The organism is Solicola agrisoli (genome assembly GCF_049059935.1).
Classification (GTDB): Bacteria; Actinomycetota; Actinomycetes; order Propionibacteriales; family Nocardioidaceae; genus JAURVT01.
Window position 1 is genome coordinate 46,660 of the sequence record NZ_JBMGQR010000020.1, and the last position, 14,810, is coordinate 61,469.

At 72.8% G+C, this 14,810-nt stretch carries 15 protein-coding genes; 4 read left to right on the plus strand and 11 right to left on the minus strand.

Annotated elements, in window-relative coordinates; translation table 11 throughout:
* Positions 1 to 89 precede the first annotated feature (89 nt).
* A complete protein-coding gene (locus ACI6PP_RS09710) occupies positions 90 to 1,445 on the plus strand; it encodes an SLC13 family permease (protein ID WP_421111174.1) in 1,356 nt (451 codons plus the stop codon).
* 1 nt (position 1,446) lies between these two features.
* Here ACI6PP_RS09710 and ACI6PP_RS09715 read toward each other — a convergent pair whose 3' ends face one another.
* On the minus strand, positions 1,447 to 2,109 hold the full coding sequence (locus ACI6PP_RS09715; protein WP_421111175.1) for an HAD family hydrolase: 663 nt from the start codon (positions 2,107 to 2,109) through the stop codon (positions 1,447 to 1,449).
* 35 nt (positions 2,110 to 2,144) lie between these two features.
* On the opposite strand from ACI6PP_RS09715, the gene ACI6PP_RS09720 reads away from it, so the two are divergent.
* Entirely contained in the window at positions 2,145 to 3,191 is a 1,047-nt protein-coding gene (locus ACI6PP_RS09720) for an alpha/beta hydrolase family protein (protein ID WP_421111177.1), read from the plus strand.
* 3 nt (positions 3,192 to 3,194) lie between these two features.
* On the opposite strand, the gene ACI6PP_RS09725 is transcribed toward ACI6PP_RS09720, so the two are convergent.
* The 5 genes from ACI6PP_RS09725 to ACI6PP_RS09745 form a co-directional block, all read right to left on the minus strand.
* Positions 3,195 to 4,808: a sulfatase-like hydrolase/transferase gene (locus ACI6PP_RS09725; protein ID WP_421111179.1), complete on the minus strand. Its 1,614-nt coding sequence runs from the start codon at positions 4,806 to 4,808 to the stop codon at positions 3,195 to 3,197.
* Positions 4,809 to 4,817: 9 nt separating this feature from the next.
* A complete protein-coding gene (locus ACI6PP_RS09730; RefSeq protein ID WP_421111181.1) occupies positions 4,818 to 5,687 on the minus strand; it encodes a PHP domain-containing protein in 870 nt (289 codons plus the stop codon).
* A gap of 33 nt (positions 5,688 to 5,720) precedes the next feature.
* Complete coding sequence (locus tag ACI6PP_RS09735; RefSeq protein WP_421111182.1) at positions 5,721 to 6,224, minus strand: MaoC family dehydratase; 504 nt, start codon at positions 6,222 to 6,224, stop codon at positions 5,721 to 5,723.
* Between the two features lie 211 nt (positions 6,225 to 6,435).
* Complete coding sequence (locus ACI6PP_RS09740; protein ID WP_421111184.1) at positions 6,436 to 7,002, minus strand: histidine phosphatase family protein; 567 nt, start codon at positions 7,000 to 7,002, stop codon at positions 6,436 to 6,438.
* Positions 7,003 to 7,004: 2 nt separating this feature from the next.
* Positions 7,005 to 8,048, minus strand: a complete 1,044-nt coding sequence (locus ACI6PP_RS09745; RefSeq protein WP_421111185.1) for a DUF2332 domain-containing protein — start codon at positions 8,046 to 8,048, stop codon at positions 7,005 to 7,007.
* A 50-nt stretch (positions 8,049 to 8,098) separates the two neighbouring features.
* Between ACI6PP_RS09745 and ACI6PP_RS09750 the strand changes: the two genes are divergently transcribed.
* The gene (locus tag ACI6PP_RS09750) at positions 8,099 to 8,941 is read left to right on the plus strand and encodes a VOC family protein (RefSeq protein WP_421111187.1); all 843 of its coding nucleotides are present in this window, start codon (positions 8,099 to 8,101) and stop codon (positions 8,939 to 8,941) included.
* On the opposite strand, the gene ACI6PP_RS09755 is transcribed toward ACI6PP_RS09750, so the two are convergent.
* A complete protein-coding gene (locus ACI6PP_RS09755; protein ID WP_421111188.1) occupies positions 8,938 to 10,137 on the minus strand; it encodes an MFS transporter in 1,200 nt (399 codons plus the stop codon). The two genes, ACI6PP_RS09750 and ACI6PP_RS09755, sit on opposite strands and share 4 nt — an antisense overlap.
* 113 nt (positions 10,138 to 10,250) lie before the next feature.
* Here ACI6PP_RS09755 and ACI6PP_RS09760 point away from each other — a divergent pair, with 113 nt between their 5' ends.
* Positions 10,251 to 11,312: a LacI family DNA-binding transcriptional regulator gene (locus tag ACI6PP_RS09760; protein ID WP_421111190.1), complete on the plus strand. Its 1,062-nt coding sequence runs from the start codon at positions 10,251 to 10,253 to the stop codon at positions 11,310 to 11,312.
* Here the strand turns inward: ACI6PP_RS09760 and ACI6PP_RS09765 are convergent.
* The 4 genes from ACI6PP_RS09765 to ACI6PP_RS09780 all read right to left on the minus strand — a co-directional run.
* On the minus strand, positions 11,309 to 11,821 hold the full coding sequence (locus tag ACI6PP_RS09765) for a YflT domain-containing protein (protein WP_421111192.1): 513 nt from the start codon (positions 11,819 to 11,821) through the stop codon (positions 11,309 to 11,311). The two genes, ACI6PP_RS09760 and ACI6PP_RS09765, sit on opposite strands and share 4 nt — an antisense overlap.
* Before the next feature lie 43 nt (positions 11,822 to 11,864).
* A complete protein-coding gene (locus tag ACI6PP_RS09770; protein ID WP_421111193.1) occupies positions 11,865 to 13,061 on the minus strand; it encodes an acyl-CoA dehydrogenase family protein in 1,197 nt (398 codons plus the stop codon).
* 86 nt (positions 13,062 to 13,147) lie between these two features.
* On the minus strand, positions 13,148 to 13,852 hold the full coding sequence (locus ACI6PP_RS09775) for a phosphocholine cytidylyltransferase family protein (RefSeq protein ID WP_421111195.1): 705 nt from the start codon (positions 13,850 to 13,852) through the stop codon (positions 13,148 to 13,150).
* A gap of 17 nt (positions 13,853 to 13,869) precedes the next feature.
* Positions 13,870 to 14,810: HpcH/HpaI aldolase/citrate lyase family protein (locus tag ACI6PP_RS09780; RefSeq protein ID WP_421111197.1), on the minus strand; the 941-nt coding region annotated here is incomplete at its 5' end.

Sequence of the window (14,810 nt, forward strand, 5' to 3'; positions counted from 1 at the left end):
AAGTGGCTAGTCCAATTGCCATGATCTGAGTCACAGACGCCGCTGCGGTGTCTCTCGGACCCCCGTCCCCCGACCTGGTTGGAGACCCCGTGTCCACCGACGTCATCGCCCTCGCGGTGCTCGCCCTCGTCTTCCTGATCGCCTCCGTGCGCGGCGCCAACATGGGTGCGCTCGCCCTGGTGGCGTCCTTCGTGGTGGGCCTGACCGTCTACAGCTCGTCGACCGACGACATCCTCGGCGGCTTCCCCGGCGACCTGTTCGTCATCCTGGTGGGGGTCACCTACCTGTTCGCGCTGGCCAAGAACAACGGCACCGTGGACTGGATCGTGCACGGCTCGGTGCGGCTCGTCGGCGGCCGCGTGGCCCTGGTGCCGTGGGCGATGTTCGTGGTCAGTGCGGTCATCACCGGCATCGGCGCCGTGAGCCCCGCCGCCGTGGCGATCATCGCCCCGATCGCGCTGCGGTTCGCCTCGCGCTACCGGATCCACCCGGTCCTCATGGGCATGATGGTGGTGCAGGGCGCGACGGGCGGCAGCTTCTCGCCGATCGGCATCTTCGGGTCGATCACCAACGGCGTGGTCTCGAGCGCCGACCTGGACGGCAGCCCGGCCATCTTGTTCTTCGCCGCGCTGTTCGCGGCCCTGCTGGTCGCCACCATCACCTTCCTGGCCTTCGGCGGGCGCGAGCTGCTGTCGCGCGGACGCGAGGACGAGGAGCTCGCCGAGGTGGGCACCGACGCGGCGCGCACCAGCACGGCGGCGACGCGTGCCCCCGTCACGGGCACCCCCGGCGCCGCCCAGGAGTCCACCCGCCCGTCCGCGCCGCAGCCGACCGAGGAGGAGTCCTACTCGCTCAACGGCGAGCGCACCTTCACCCTCGTGGGCCTGCTCGCCCTGGTGGTCGGCGCGCTCGGCTTCGACCTCGACGTCGGCTTCACGGCCCTGACCATCGCCGTCATCCTCACGCTGGTCTTCCCGGCGTCGGCCAAGGGCGCCGTCGACAAGATCGCCTGGGGCACCGTGCTGCTCATCGGCGGCATCGTCACCTACGTGACCCTCCTGGAGAGCGAGGGCACGATCGACTGGCTCGGCGACCGCGTCGCCGAGGTCGGCGCCCCGCTCGTCGCCGCGCTGCTCATCTGCTTCATCGGCGCGCTCGTGTCGGCCTTCGCCTCGACCACCGGCATCATCGGCACCCTGATCCCGCTCGCCGTGCCGTTCCTGCTGACCGACCAGGTCAACGCCATCGCCCTGGTCACGGCCCTGGCGATCTCGAGCTCGGTGGTCGACTGCAGCCCGTTCTCCACCAACGGCGCCCTCGTCGTGGCCAACACGGCCGAGGACCAGCGCGACATGGTGTTCAAGCGGCTGATGCAGTGGGGCATGTCGATCGTCGTGATCGCCCCGCTCGTCACCTGGACCGTGCTGGTGCTCCCCACCACCTGACTCAGGACAGCGACGCGAGGACGCCCGGCAGGTCGCGGGCGTCCTCGACCTCGTGCTCGGGCACCGGGCCGTCGGGATCCACGCGGTGGCCCGGCCGTGCCAGGCGCACGGTGCGCACGCCCGCCTCGAGCGCGCCGCGCACGTCGCGTGCCGACGCCGCCACGTGCACGAGCTCGTGGCCGGCGTCGGCGGCCACCTGCTGGGCGAGGCGGTAGATCCGCTCCCCCGGCTTGTAGGCACCGAGCCGCTCCGACGTCAGGGCCAGCTCCGGGTCGACGAGCGCGTGGCCGCGGGTGCGGACCACGAGGAAGTCGTCGACGTTCGACAGCAGGCCGACACGGGCCTGCCCCGCCACCGCCGCCACGCCGTCCGCGACGTCGGGCCACAGCGGCCAGGCGCCGATCGACGCCCAGAGCGCGGCGAGGTCGCCGGGAGCGTCACCCACGACGCCGCGCTCGGCGTACGTCTGGCCCAGCGCCTGCAACGACAGGTCGTGGAACGACTCCCACGTCGTGCAGTCCGCCTGCAGGCGCTTGTTGCGGGCGTCCCACGCGTCGTAGAGGGCGCCGGCCTCGTCGGCGTCGCGGCCCGTCGCGACGAGCGCGGCGGTGGCGCCGGAGCGCGAGTCGGTCAGGGCGCTGAACAGGTCGAAGGTCACGATCACGGGGTCCACCTTGCCGGGTCGGGGAGGATGGTGGGGTGCTGACCCGACGACGACTCCTCGCCGTGACCGTGCCGCTCGCCGCGACGGCGGTGGTGGGCTGCAGCGGGTCCTCCGACGCGCCGACGCCCTCGCCGTCCACGACGACGCCCCCGCCCACCACGCCGTCGGCCTCGCCCAGCCCGTCGCCGACGGCCAGCGCGCCACCCCCGAACCCCGTGTCGGTGCCCGCGCTCAAGACCCGCGAGTACGACGGCGGCGACCTCCGGCTCGGACGCGTCCTCGACCGCGACGACGCCTACGTCCGCTACGCCGCCACCTTCCGCGGCGACGGCCTGCGCATCTCCGGCGTGATGAACGTGCCCCGCGGCGCCGGGCCGTTCCCGGTGCTGATCCTCAACCACGGCTACATCGATCCCGCCGTCTACCGGACCGGCCAGGGGATGATGCGCGAGCAGGACTACCTGGCGCGCGAGGGCTACGCCGTGCTGCACGTCGACTACCGCAACCACGCCGGTTCCGACGACGACCCGGACGTCGACGTCGAGCTGCGCCTGCCGTACTCGGTCGACGTCGTCAACGCCGCGCTCGCCGTCCGCGACTCCGACGTCGCCGAGCTCGACGGTGCGCGGATGGGCTACTTCGGACGCTCGATGGGCGGCCCGGTCACCTACAACGCGCTGATCGCCCGGCCCGACCTCGTCAAGGCCGCGGTGGTCTACGCCCCCACCAGCTCGGTCGCGATCGACAACGTGCGCCAGTTCTACCTGGACGACGGCGGGCGTGACGAGGCCGTCGCCGAGCTGTGGCGCCGCTACGGGCGACCGGACACGAACCCGACGTTCTGGCGCGAGGCGTCGTCGCGTCCCTACCTCGGCGACATCGCCCAGCCGCTGCTCGTCCAGCAGGGCGAGCAGGACGACACGTGCCCGCCGCGCTGGGCCCGTGCGACCGTCGAGGCGATGAAGGCCGCCGGCGGCGACGTCGAGCTCGTCACCTACGAGCGCGAGGGCCACACGTTCTACGACCAGTTCGCCCGATCGATGCGCCGCACCACGCGGTTCTTCGACCGCCACCTGGTCTGAGGGCTACAGCGTCGCCGTCCGGCAGACGACGCCCGAGCACCCCTCGAACGCCGCGATGCGCTGCTGCAGCCATCGCACCGTCGGGTCCGCCGTGGTGTACGTGTTGGTCGCCTCGTAGCCGCCCGGGCGCGACAGTCCCCGGTAGAACTCCCAGCCGACCTCCACGCCCGGCCCCGGGTCGAGGTCGAGCTTGACGAGCAGCGCGTCCGCCGAGCGAGCCGCGACGTAGGACGGCACCAGGCGGGTGCTCGACTCCTTGTCGGGGTCGCCGGGCACCGACGCGGGCTGCCGGTGCTCGAAGAACGCGACCCGACCGCCGACCGCCGCCGGGTCGCGCAGCACGTCGAGGAAGGAGCGGCCGTCTCGCCGGACGCGCGGCGCGACGCCGGCGATCTGCTCGAAGGTCGAGGCGAGGTCGACGTTGGAGACCACCTGGTCCCGCGTGCCGGGCCGCACGCCGGGCCCGCTGACGATGAGCGGGACGCGCACGTCCGCGTCGTACGGCGTCGCCTTGCCGTTGGGCATGCTCAGCTGACCGAGCCGGTACCCGTTGTCGGAGGTGATCACGACGTAGGTGTTCGGGCCGACCGAGCGGCGCACCTTGCCGATCATGCGGTCGACGGCCTGCACCATCTGCGCCCGGTTGCGCAGGCGCTTGGTGAGGGTGGCGCGCACGGCAGGCGTCAGGGCCTTGTCGCCGCGCCAGGCCACCCGTGTGCCGTCGTCCCTCACCGCCGCGTTGTCGGCCGAGCGGTCGCCGTAGCCCGGCAGCAGGCCGGCGTCGAGCGAGCCGCAGGCCACGCGTCCGCAGTTGCCCGCCGGCTTCGTTCCGCCGGGGAGGTCGCGTGGCGCCGGGACGAACTGCGGGTCGCCCGGGCGAGCCGGTGCCGACGTGCGCGCGTGCGCCGCGTAGGTCGAGATCTGCAGGTAGTACGGCCGGGTGCGCCTCTCGTGCGTGCGGACGTACCTGAGCGCGCGACGCTCCTGCACGGTGGTGCCGTAGTCCTGGGGGCGCGTGCCGTAGCGCCGGGTGGTCAGGACGCGGCGGCCCCGTGCGTCCCGGACGGCCTTCGTCATCCGGTACCCGTACTGCTGGTAGCCGTCGGCCAGCACGGCCTCGAACGTCGTCCAGCCCGGTGGCACGCCCCTCCTGGGCCCGAAGGCGTTGACGTACTTGCCCATGATCGCGGTGTCGTAGCGCACCGGCGCCTGGCCGTGCAGGGCCACGTTGAACGAGCGCGCCAGGTTGCCGTACTTCTCGAAGGCCGCGTAGCCGCCCACCGGGTGCGACGGGTCGGGGCCGGTGTAGTTCGTGCGCACGCCGGTGTTGTGCGGGTACTGGCCGGTGAACGTGCTCGCGCGCGAGGTGCAGCACAGGGAGTCGGCGACGAACGCGTTGCGGAACCGGGCGCTGCGCGCGGCCAGCCGTCGCAGCTCGGGCATCGTGCGCACCAGGTCGGTCGAGACGTCGTCCATGTGGATCATCACGATGCTCGGCGGCTCCGAGGACGCGCCGGCCGACGCGGTGGGCGCACCGGGCACGGGCGAGACGAGGAGCGCGGCGACGGCAGCGGTCCCGAGCAGGCCCCACAGCGCGGCCCGTGACGACGGACGCATGCGCAGACCCTAGAGGACGTCCCCGGCTCGCGCGGCGACCCGGGCCGACTCGTGCCACGCGTCGCGCAGGCGCTCCAGCTGCTCGGGGTCGGTGGTGTGGCAGCCGAGGTCGAAGCCGACCTTGCCGGTGCCGTGGTAGTCGCTCGACCCGGTGGCGACGAGGTCGAGGTCGCCCGCGAGACCACGCAGGGCCTCGCGCTTGTCGGGGGTGTGGTCGTTGTGGTCGACCTCGATGCCCGTCAGCCCGGCGTCGCGCAGGTGCGCGAACGCGTCGGCGTCGAGGACCCGCCCGCTCCCCCGCGACCACGGGTGCGCGACCACGGTGACCCCGCCCGCGTCGCGGACCAGGCCGATCATCGTCTCGAGGTCGGCGGCGTAGCGGTCGACGTACGCCGGCCGGCCCGGCATCAGGAACCGCCCGAAGGCCTCGTCGCGGTCGACGACGTAGCCCAGCCCCACCATCGCGTCCGCGATGTGCGGTCGCCCGGTGGCCGCCGCGTCGCCGGACACCGCCGCCACCTGCTCGGCGGTGACCGGGTAGCCGAGGTCGGCCAGCTTGGCGAGCGTCCGCGGCAGGCGGTCGTTGCGTCCCTCGAGCACCCGACGCAGCTCGGCGTGCAGGCCGGGGTGCGCGGCGTCGGGCTCGTACGCGAGCAGGTGCACGCCCGCTCCGTGGTGACGGCACGAGATCTCCAGACCCCGGACCAGCTCGAGCGGCGCCCCCTCGGCGGCCTGCGTGGCGGCGTCCCAGCCCGTGGTGGCGTCGTGGTCCGTGAGCGCGACGACGTCGAGCCCGGCCGCCACCGCGTTCGCGACGAGCTCGGCCGGGGTGTCCGTGCCGTCCGAGCGCGTGGAGTGGGTGTGGAGGTCGATGCGCACGTCGTCAGGGTAGGCCGGGCGCGCCGTCCGGTCTCACTCGACCAGCGTGGGACGGCCGGGCTGCTCGCCGCCGCGGGCGTCGAGGTAGCTCTGCTTGGGCACCATCACCTTGCGGCGGAAGATGCACACCAGGGTGCCGTCCTGGTTGTAGCCCTTGGTCTCGACGTGCACCACGCCGCGGTCGTCCTTGGACTGCGACTCGCGCTTGTCGAGCACGGTGGTCTCGCCGTAGACGGTGTCGCCGTGGAAGGTCGGCGCGACGTGGCGCAGCGACTCGACCTCGAGGTTCGCGATCGCCTTGCCGGACACGTCGGGCACGCTCATGCCGAGCAGCAGCGAGTAGACGTAGTTGCCCACCACCACGTTCTTGCCGAACTGCGTGGTCTCGCCCGCGTAGTTCGCGTCGAGGTGCAGCGGGTGGTGGTTCATGGTGAGCAGGCAGAACAGGTGGTCGTCGTACTCGGTGATCGTCTTGCCGGGCCAGTGCTTGTAGGTCGCACCGACCTCGAACTCCTCGTAGCTGCGGCCGAACTGCATGGGGCGCTCCCTCGATCGGTGACGGGTGTCGGGCCATCATGGCCGAGCGACGTTACCCGTGGGTAGCCAGGGTGAGGGGGGTCACGTGGGGTCGGGAGCCGCCGTGGCCCAGCCCCTGCCGACGGAGGAATCGGCGTATGACCGGCCCACACGGTCGTACACCGATTCCCCGGTGACGGCCCCGCCGCCGGCCGCCCACCTCAGACGAGGCTCAGGCGTTCCAGCGGATCACGGCGCGGCGACCGTGCTCGTGGCCGAGCTGGCTGAGGGTGGCGGTGTCGAGGTGGAAGATCCCGCCGTCGGCGACGGGGCGGCCGAGCCAGCGTGCGGCGAGGGCGCGCGAGCTGTGGCCGTGGGCGAAGACCAGGGTGCGGCCGCCGCGGGCCTCGACCTCGGCGACGACGCGGTCCAGCCGTGCCGAGACCTGGTGGCCGGTCTCGCCGCCGGGTGCACCGTCGGACCACAGCGACCAGCCGGGACGCTCGCCGCGGATCTCGTCGCCCGTCCGGCCCTCGTAGTCGCCGTACGACCACTCGGCGAGGTCCTCGTCGACCACCGCGTCGGGGAACCCCGCGAGCTCGGCGGTGCGCAGCGCGCGGGCGCGCGGGCTGGAGAACACCGCTGCGAACTCGATCTCGGCCAGCCGCGACGCGAGCAGACGCGCCTCGCTCTCGCCGTCGGGCAGCAGGGGCAGGTCGGTGACGGACGTGTGGCGCCCGTTGCGCGACCACTCCGTCGCGCCGTGGCGGACGATCCAGAGCTCAGCGGCGTCGGTCATGGTCACTCCCAGGTCGTCGGAACCCCGTGCGCTGCCGATCCTCCCAGCACCCGGCTCGAGCCCCCCGGCCAGGTGGTCAGCCGGACGAGGTTCTCGAAGGCGTCGTCCCGACGGACGGGCTCGACCTGCAGGTGCGCGAACGGGGCCTCGGCGGTGGCGTGGCCGCCGATCTCGGCCAGCCGGGCGGACACCCGGTCCTGCTCGGCCCGGTCCAGGTACTGCCGGACGAAGGAGTGCCACACCACGGTGACGACGCCGGCCTCCACGTCGAGCTCGTCGAGCGCGTCGCCGGCGCTCGCGACCAGCAGGTCGACGGGCATCTCGGCGGCCACCTCCAGCGCGCCACGGAGCCGGGCCACGCGGTCGGCCTGGTCGGGCCAGACGTACGACAGCAGCCGCAGCCGTCCGTCGGCGGTGGTGACGTCGATCGGCGCGAGGTCGACGCCCACGCGCTCGACGACGTCGACGGTCTCGCGCACCGGCGGGGTCGGGCCGCGCCAGCAGTCGTCCAGCCGCACCGGGCTGTCGGGAACGCCCCAGGTGCCGCCGTCGAACCGGTAGTCCCACGCGTCGAAGCGCAGGTTGAGGCCGGCGCTGCAGCCCAGCTCCCACAGCCGGACGGGCAGCGGGTGGGCGTCGAGCACGTGCATCAGCCCGCCGAGCAGGGCGGCCGAGCGTCCCGGGTCGTTGGTCTGCGGGGCGCTGTCGAGCACTGCGCGCAGGGTCTCGCGGTGCTCGACCAGCGCCCCGAGGACGACCGGCCAGGCCGCGTCGCCGTCCCAGCGACCGCCGACGGTCGGGTAGGAGGCCGCGAGGGCGGGCACGGTGCCGTCGAGGACGAGCCGGTGCAGGCCGCCGACCAGTCGCAGCGCCAGCGCGGACGGGCCGGGGTCGGCCTCGTGGCCGCGCAGCACGTCGGCGGTCGGGCCACCGGCGTCGAGGTCGTCGGCGAGCCGGGTGAGCAGGTCCTCGTACATGGCCGACCCGCGCCGTCCGCACGCGGCGGCCTGGTCGCGGACGTGGTCGACCGTGCGCGAGGGGTTCACAGGGCGAGGGTAGGCCCGGTAGACCTGGTGCCCCGACCGAGGAGGACGCCATGACCGGAGCAGGCGACCAGCAGCCACGGACCTATCCCCCGGGCGTCACCTGCTGGATCGACACCGAGCAGCCCGACGTCGACGCCGCGCTCGCCTTCTACGGCGGCCTGCTCGGCTGGTCGTTCACCGAGGCGATGCCGCCGGGCGCGCCGGGCCGCTACGTGGTGGCCACGCTGGGCGGCCAGGACGTGGCCGGCATCGGCGGCCCGGCCGACGGCGAGCCGTCGTGGAGCACGTACGTCGCGGTGGCCGACGCGGACGAGGCGGCCGCGCACCTCACGGGTCTGGGCGCGACCGTGGTCTCACCGCCGGAGGACGCGGGCCCCGGCGGACGCGCGGCGGTGCTGCGCGATCCCGAGGGCGCGGAGTTCCGGTTGTGGCAGGCACGCCGCCGGCTCGGTGCGCAGGCGGCCAACGTGCCCGGCGCCTGGAACTTCAGCAACCTGCACACCGCCGACCCCGCCGCCGCGCAGGCCTTCTACGGCGCCGCGTTCGGCTGGGCCTTCGCCGACCAGGGGTGGGCCACGTCGGTCCAGGTGCCCGGCTACGGCGACCACCTCGAGAGCACCGTCGACCCCGACATCCGCACCCGCCAGGCCCAGGCGCCCGAGGGGTTCGAGGACACGATCGGCGCGATCGTCCCGGTCGAGGACGAGGCGCCGCACTGGCACGTCGTCGTCACGGTGCAGGACCGGGACGCGTCGGCCGCGCTCGCCGAGAGCCTCGGCGCCACGGTGCTGCGCAGCGCGGACGAGGAGTGGTCGCGCACCGCGACCGTCCGCGACCCGCAGGGGGCGGTGCTCACCCTGAGCCAGTTCGCTCCCCCCACCGACTGGGGCTAGGCGGCCTGCTTCGCCCGCGAGCGCTCGCGGGCGGCGGGCACCACCAGCGCCGACGGGACCAGCATGATCGCGACGACGAGCAGCGCGTCGAGCGTGCCGACGTGCTCGGCGACGAACCCGATGAACGGCGGGCCGGCCAGGAAGGCGGTGTAGCCGATGGTCGAGACCACGCTGACGCGGGCCGCGGCACCGCGCGGGTCGTCGGCGGCGGCGCTCATGCCCACGGGGAAGCCGAGCGAGGCACCCAGGCCCCACAGGCAGACGCCGACCACGGCGAGCGGCAGCCACGGCGAGAACACCGTGACCAGCACGCCCACGCCGGCCATCGCCATCGTCGACCAGAGGACGGGCACGCGTCCGTACCGGTCGAGCAGGCCGGTGCCGAGCATGCGTCCCACGGTCATCGCGGTGACGAACGCGGCGAAGCCCGCGGCGCCGCCCCACGACGGCAGGTCGTACCCGTCGACGAGCGCGACGGCGAGCCAGTCGTTCGCGGTGCCCTCGGTGAGCGCCAGGCCCAGCACCAGCAGGCCGATCATCAGGGTCTTGGGCTCGAGCCACGCGGTGAGCGGGCTGCGGCGCTCGGCGCCGGGCACCCCCTCCTCACCGGCCTCTGCCCGACCCACGGGCAGGAACGAGCGCACCGAGGTCTGCACCACCGCGAGCATGACCACGCACGCGACCGCGAGGTGCGGGAACAGGCCCAGCCCGGTCGCGGACGCGAGCGCGCCGCCGCCCGCGCCGGCGACGGTGCCCAGGCTGAACGCGGCGTGGAAGCGCGGCATGATCGTGCGTCCCAGCTCGCGCTCGACGTCGGCGCCCTCGAGGTTCATCGCCACGTCCCAGGTGCCGACGCCGAAGCCCATGACGCACAGGAACACCGCCGTGACGGGCACCGCGGTGAGCACGGTGGCGCCCCAGGAGGCGCCGACGAGACCGACCGCGACGAGACCGGACGCCACCGCCACGACCCGCGCCGTGCCGAACCGGTCGACCAGGGCGCCGGCGACCGGCAGCCCGCTCACCGAGCCCACCGACAGCGCGAGCAGCAGCAGGCCGAGCTGGCCCGGCGACAGCCCGAGCGCGTCGCGCGCCACCGGGATCCGTGACATCCAGCTCGCGAACACGAAGCCGTTGAGACCGAACACGAGGGCGACGGCGGTGCGCGCCGAGCGCACGTCGGTCGTGGGTGACATGGGTGGAGGCTCCGTCGCTCTCGGGTGGCTTCGTTGGGCTGGCGAATCGTTTCGATCGAATCGATTCGCTATTGTTCCGACCGAGCACCGTCCCCGTCAAGGCAGGAGGCACGATGAGCGGCACCGGTCGCCCCACGCTGTCCGACGTCGCCGCGAGCGCCGGCGTCTCGCTGTCGACGGCCTCGCTGGTCTTCTCGGGCACCAAGCCCGTCTCCGACGGCACCCGGGTGCGCGTGCTCGCCGCGGCCGACGCGCTGGGCTACCTGGGGCCCGACCCCGCGGCGGCGTCCCTGCGACGCGGGCGCTCCGGGGTCGTCGGCGTGCTCGTCGGCGACCGGCTGATCAACGCGTTCCGCGACGCGGTGACCGTCGCGACGCTCGACGGGATCTCGGAGGTCTTCGACGAGCTCGGCACCGGCCTGCTGCTGATGCCCGGCGGGCCTGCCAGCTCGCGCACCACGGTCGACCGCGTCGCCCGGCTCGCGCTCGACGCGGTGGTCTTCGGGTGGTGCGGCGCCGACGACGAGCCGTCCCTGGACCAGCTGCGGCGGCGTGGCATCCCGCTCGTCGGCGTCGAGGGCCCGCACGCGCCCGACGTGCCGCTCGTCGACATCGACCACCGCGGCGGCTCGCGGGCGCTCGCCCGGCACCTGCACGACCTCGGGCACCGCGACGTAGGCGTCGTCACCCTGCCGCTCGTCGCCGACGGCCGCGACGGACGGGCGGACGACGCCCGGGTGGGCTCGTGCCGCTTCCACGACGCCCGCGAGCGGCTCACGGGCGTCCGCGAGGTGATGGGCGAGGTGCGGGTCTGGGAGGCCGCGCGTCACCACGTCGACGACGGGCGACGGGCGGCCCACGGGCTCCTGGCCGACCCGGCCACCGCGCCGACGGCCGTCGTGGCTCAGAGCGACCTGCTGGCCGTCGGCGTCGTGCTCGCCGCCGCCGAGCTCGGCCTGGACGTGCCCGGAGACCTCAGCGTGGTCGGGTTCGACGGCGTCGAGACCCCGTGGCTCGGCCCGCACACCCTGACCACGGCCGTCCAGCCGATGGTCGAGAAGGGGCGCATCGCCGGGCGCATGGTCGGCGCGATGCTCGCCGGAGAGCGCCCGGACGACGTCGTCCTCCCCGTCGAGGTGCGCCTCGGCACCACGACGGGGCCCGCGCCGACCTAGAGTCCGGTCGGGTTGTTGAACTGCTGCTCCCGGTGGCCGGGGAGGTCCGCAAGGGCCTCCTGGGCCTGGGAGAGCAGCTTGTGCTCGACGAGCACCTCGTAGCGGGTGGCCACGACCTGCGAGACCGACGTGAAGTCGCGGCGGCCACCGGTGAGCGAGTAGCCGATCACGCCCCACACGAGGCCGAAGAACAGGCCGATGAACAGGGCGCTGACGACGGTGGGCAGCCACTGGCCCTCGCCGTTGAACAGGCCGAGCAGCAGGCCGATGAACAGGCCGAACCAGGCGCCCGACGCGGCACCGGCGCCGGCGGCGCGCGGGTACGTCATGCGGCCGGTGATGCGCTCGACCTGCTTGAGGTCGGTGCCCACGATCAGGCAGTTCTGCACCGGGAAGCCCCGGTCGGACAGGTGGTCGACGGCCTTCTGGGCGGCGGCGTAGTCGTCGTGGACTCCGAGCGACTGCGGGAACTCGAGCTGGAGCCCGGGACGCGCGGTGGTGGGGGGCATGGCTTCCTCCTGTAGAGCGGTGCCTCCAGCGTACGGCGGGCGCTCAGCGCAGCCGGTAGTCCTTGAGCAGGGCGCGGCCGATGATCATCTTCTGGATGTCCGAGGTGCCCTCGCCGATGAGCATGAACGCCGCCTCGCGGTACAGGCGCTCGATCTCGTACTCCTTGGAGTAGCCGTAGCCGCCGTGGATGCGGAAGGAGTCCTGCACGACCTCGTTGCAGTACTCGGCGGCGACGTACTTGGCCATGCCGGCCTCGACGTCGTTGCGCTCGCCCTTGTCCTTGAGCCGGGCCGCCTTGACCATCATCGCGTGCGCCGTCTCGACCTTGGTGGCCATCTCGGCGAGGCGGAAGAGCACCGCCTGGTGCTGGGCGATGGGCTTGCCGAACGTCTCGCGCTGCTGGGCGTACTCGATGCCGAGCTCGAACGCGCGCAGCGCGATGCCGCACGCGCGGGCGGCGACGTTGACGCGGCCCACCTCGACGCCGTCCATCATCTGGTAGAAGCCGCGCCCCGCCTCGCCGCCGAGCACCTGGTCGGCCGAGATCGCGTGGTTCTCCAGGATCATCTCGGTGGTGTCGACGCCCTTGTAGCCCATCTTGTCGATCTTGCCGGGGATGGTGACGCCGGGAGCGGTCTCGCCGAAACCGGCCTCCTTCTCCACCAGGAAGGTCGTCATGTTCTTGTACACCGAGTCCGAGCCCTCGTCGGTGCGCACCAGCACCGCGACGAGGTTGGAGCTGCCGCCGTTGGTCAGCCACATCTTCTGGCCGGTGATCGAGTACGAGCCGTCGTCCTGGCGGGCGGCCTTGGTCTTGATCGCCGACACGTCCGAGCCGAGGCCGGGCTCGGACATCGAGAACGACCCGCGCACCTCGCCCGTCGCCATCCTCGGCAGGTACTTCTTCTTCTGCTCCTCGGTGCCGTGGTGCATGAGCATGTAGGCCACGATGAAGTGCGTGTTGATGACGCCCGAGACGCTCATCCAGCCGCGCGCGATCTCCTCGACCACCAGCGCGTAGGTCAGCAGCGACTCGCCGAGACCGTCGTACTCCTCGGGGATCATCAGGCCGAAGATGCCGAGCTCCTTGAGGCCCTCGACGATCTTCGTGGGGTACTCGTCGGCGTGCTCCAGCTCGGTGGCGACCGGCAGGATCTCCCGGTCCACGAACTCGCGGACGGTCTTGATGATCTCCTGCTGGACGTCGGTCAGTCCGTCGGTGCTGGCAAGTCGTCCCACGGGGGCTCCTCTGGTCGGCGTGCCCCCACTATCTACCCGCGGGTAACCGGACGCCAGCCCGGGTGCTGTTCCTCACACGGCAGGGCTCAGCGGTCGCCGAGCACCGCGTTCGCGTGGTCGAGGTCCTCCTGCTGGTCGACCTCGATGCACGGGTAGGCCGAGATGTCGAGGGCCTGGACGCGCAGGCCGTCACGCTCGACGGCGAGCTCGATGCCACGCTCGAAGTAGTCCTGGTCGTCGCACTCCTCGAGCCGCGAGACCAGGACCGCCTTGTCGGCGGCCGCGACGAAGTTGATGCCGACGGCCTCGCCGAGACCCACCGACGTGTCGACGGTCTTGGACAGCTCGCGGACGTACCCGTCCGCGTCGAGGGTGTACTTGACCTCCTCCTCGGCCACCGACTCGGTGTTGACCGCGACGAAGGTGCGGTCGTCGTCCAGGTGGCCGTCGAGCAGGCCGAGCAGCTCGCGGTCGAACACCACGTCGCCGTTGAGCCACAGGACGCCCGAGGCGCCCGTGAGCCGCAGCGCCGCGAGCAGCGAGCGGTTGGTGTTGGTGGTGTCGAAGTACGGGTTGTAGACGAAGCCGATGTCGGGGCTCGCCTCGATGATCTGCTCGAGCTTGAACCCCACGACCGCGGTGATGCGCAGGTCGGGCCCGAAGTGGTCGCGCAGGTACTCCACCTGGCGGCGCATGATCGTCTGGCCGCTGCGCAGCGGGGTGAGCGGCTTGGGGTGGGGGCGCCCGAGACGGGTGCCCATTCCGGCGGCGAGGATCACGACTTCGAACACGCCGCGACCCTAGGGCATCACGGCGTGGGGGGCTCCCACTTGGTGGTGCGCTGCATGCCGGCGGCGCGGCCCTTGCCGGAGATCACCAGGGCCATCTTGCGCGAGGCCTCGTCGATCATCTCGTCGCCGATCATCGCCGAGCCCTTGGCTCCGCCGGCCTCCGAGGTGTGCCACTCGTAGGCGTCGAGGATGTCCTCGGCGTGGTCGTAGTCCTCCTGGCGGGGGCTGAAGACCTCGTTGGCTGCGGCCACCTGGTCGGGGTGCAGCACCCACTTGCCGTCGAAGCCGAGGGCGGCCGAGCGGTCGGCGACGCGGCGGAAGCCGTCGACGTCGCGGATCTGCAGGTACGGGCCGTCGATGGCCTGCTTGTCGTGCGCGCGGGCCGCCATGAGGATGCTCATCAGGATGTGGTGGTAGGCGTCGCCGACGTCGTAGCCCGGGGGCTGCTCGCCCACCACGAGCGACTTCATGTTGATGCTCGCCATGAAGTCGGCGGGGCCGAAGATGAGGGTCTCGACGCGCGGCGAGGCCTTGGCGATGGCGTCGATGTTGATCAGGCCGAGGGCGTTCTCGATCTGCGCCTCGATGCCGATGCGGCCGACCTCGAGGCCGTGCTCGGTCTCGATCTGGGTGAGCAGGAGGTCGAGCGCGACGACGTGCTCGGGGGTCTGCACCTTGGGGAGCATGATCGCGTCGAGGTTGGCGCCGGCGCCCTCGACGACCTCGATCACGTCCTGGTAGGTCCACTTGGTGGTCCAGTCGTTGACGCGCACGACGCGCACCTTGTCGCCCCAGCCGCCCTCGTTGAGCGCGGCGACGATGTTCTTGCGGGCGCCGGGCTTGGCCAGCGGCGCGCACGCGTCCTCGAGGTCGAGGAAGACCTGGTCGGCGTCCAGGCCCTTCGCCTTCTCGAGGAACCGGGGGTTGGAGCCGGGCACGGCGAGGCAGGAGCGGCGCG

Coding starts and splice junctions, on each gene's coding strand:
- ACI6PP_RS09725 (WP_421111179.1), bottom strand. CDS start 4,808: ATGCGTCCGTCGTCACGGGCCGCGCTGTGGGGCCTGCTCGGGACCGCT.
- ACI6PP_RS09735 (WP_421111182.1), bottom strand. CDS start 6,224: ATGCAGTTCGGCCGCAGCTACGAGGAGTTCGAGGTCGGTGCGACCTAC.
- ACI6PP_RS09740 (WP_421111184.1), bottom strand. CDS start 7,002: ATGACCGACGCCGCTGAGCTCTGGATCGTCCGCCACGGCGCGACGGAG.
- ACI6PP_RS09750 (WP_421111187.1), top strand. CDS start 8,099: ATGACCGGAGCAGGCGACCAGCAGCCACGGACCTATCCCCCGGGCGTC.
- ACI6PP_RS09755 (WP_421111188.1), bottom strand. CDS start 10,137: ATGTCACCCACGACCGACGTGCGCTCGGCGCGCACCGCCGTCGCCCTC.
- ACI6PP_RS09760 (WP_421111190.1), top strand. CDS start 10,251: ATGAGCGGCACCGGTCGCCCCACGCTGTCCGACGTCGCCGCGAGCGCC.
- ACI6PP_RS09765 (WP_421111192.1), bottom strand. CDS start 11,821: ATGCCCCCCACCACCGCGCGTCCCGGGCTCCAGCTCGAGTTCCCGCAG.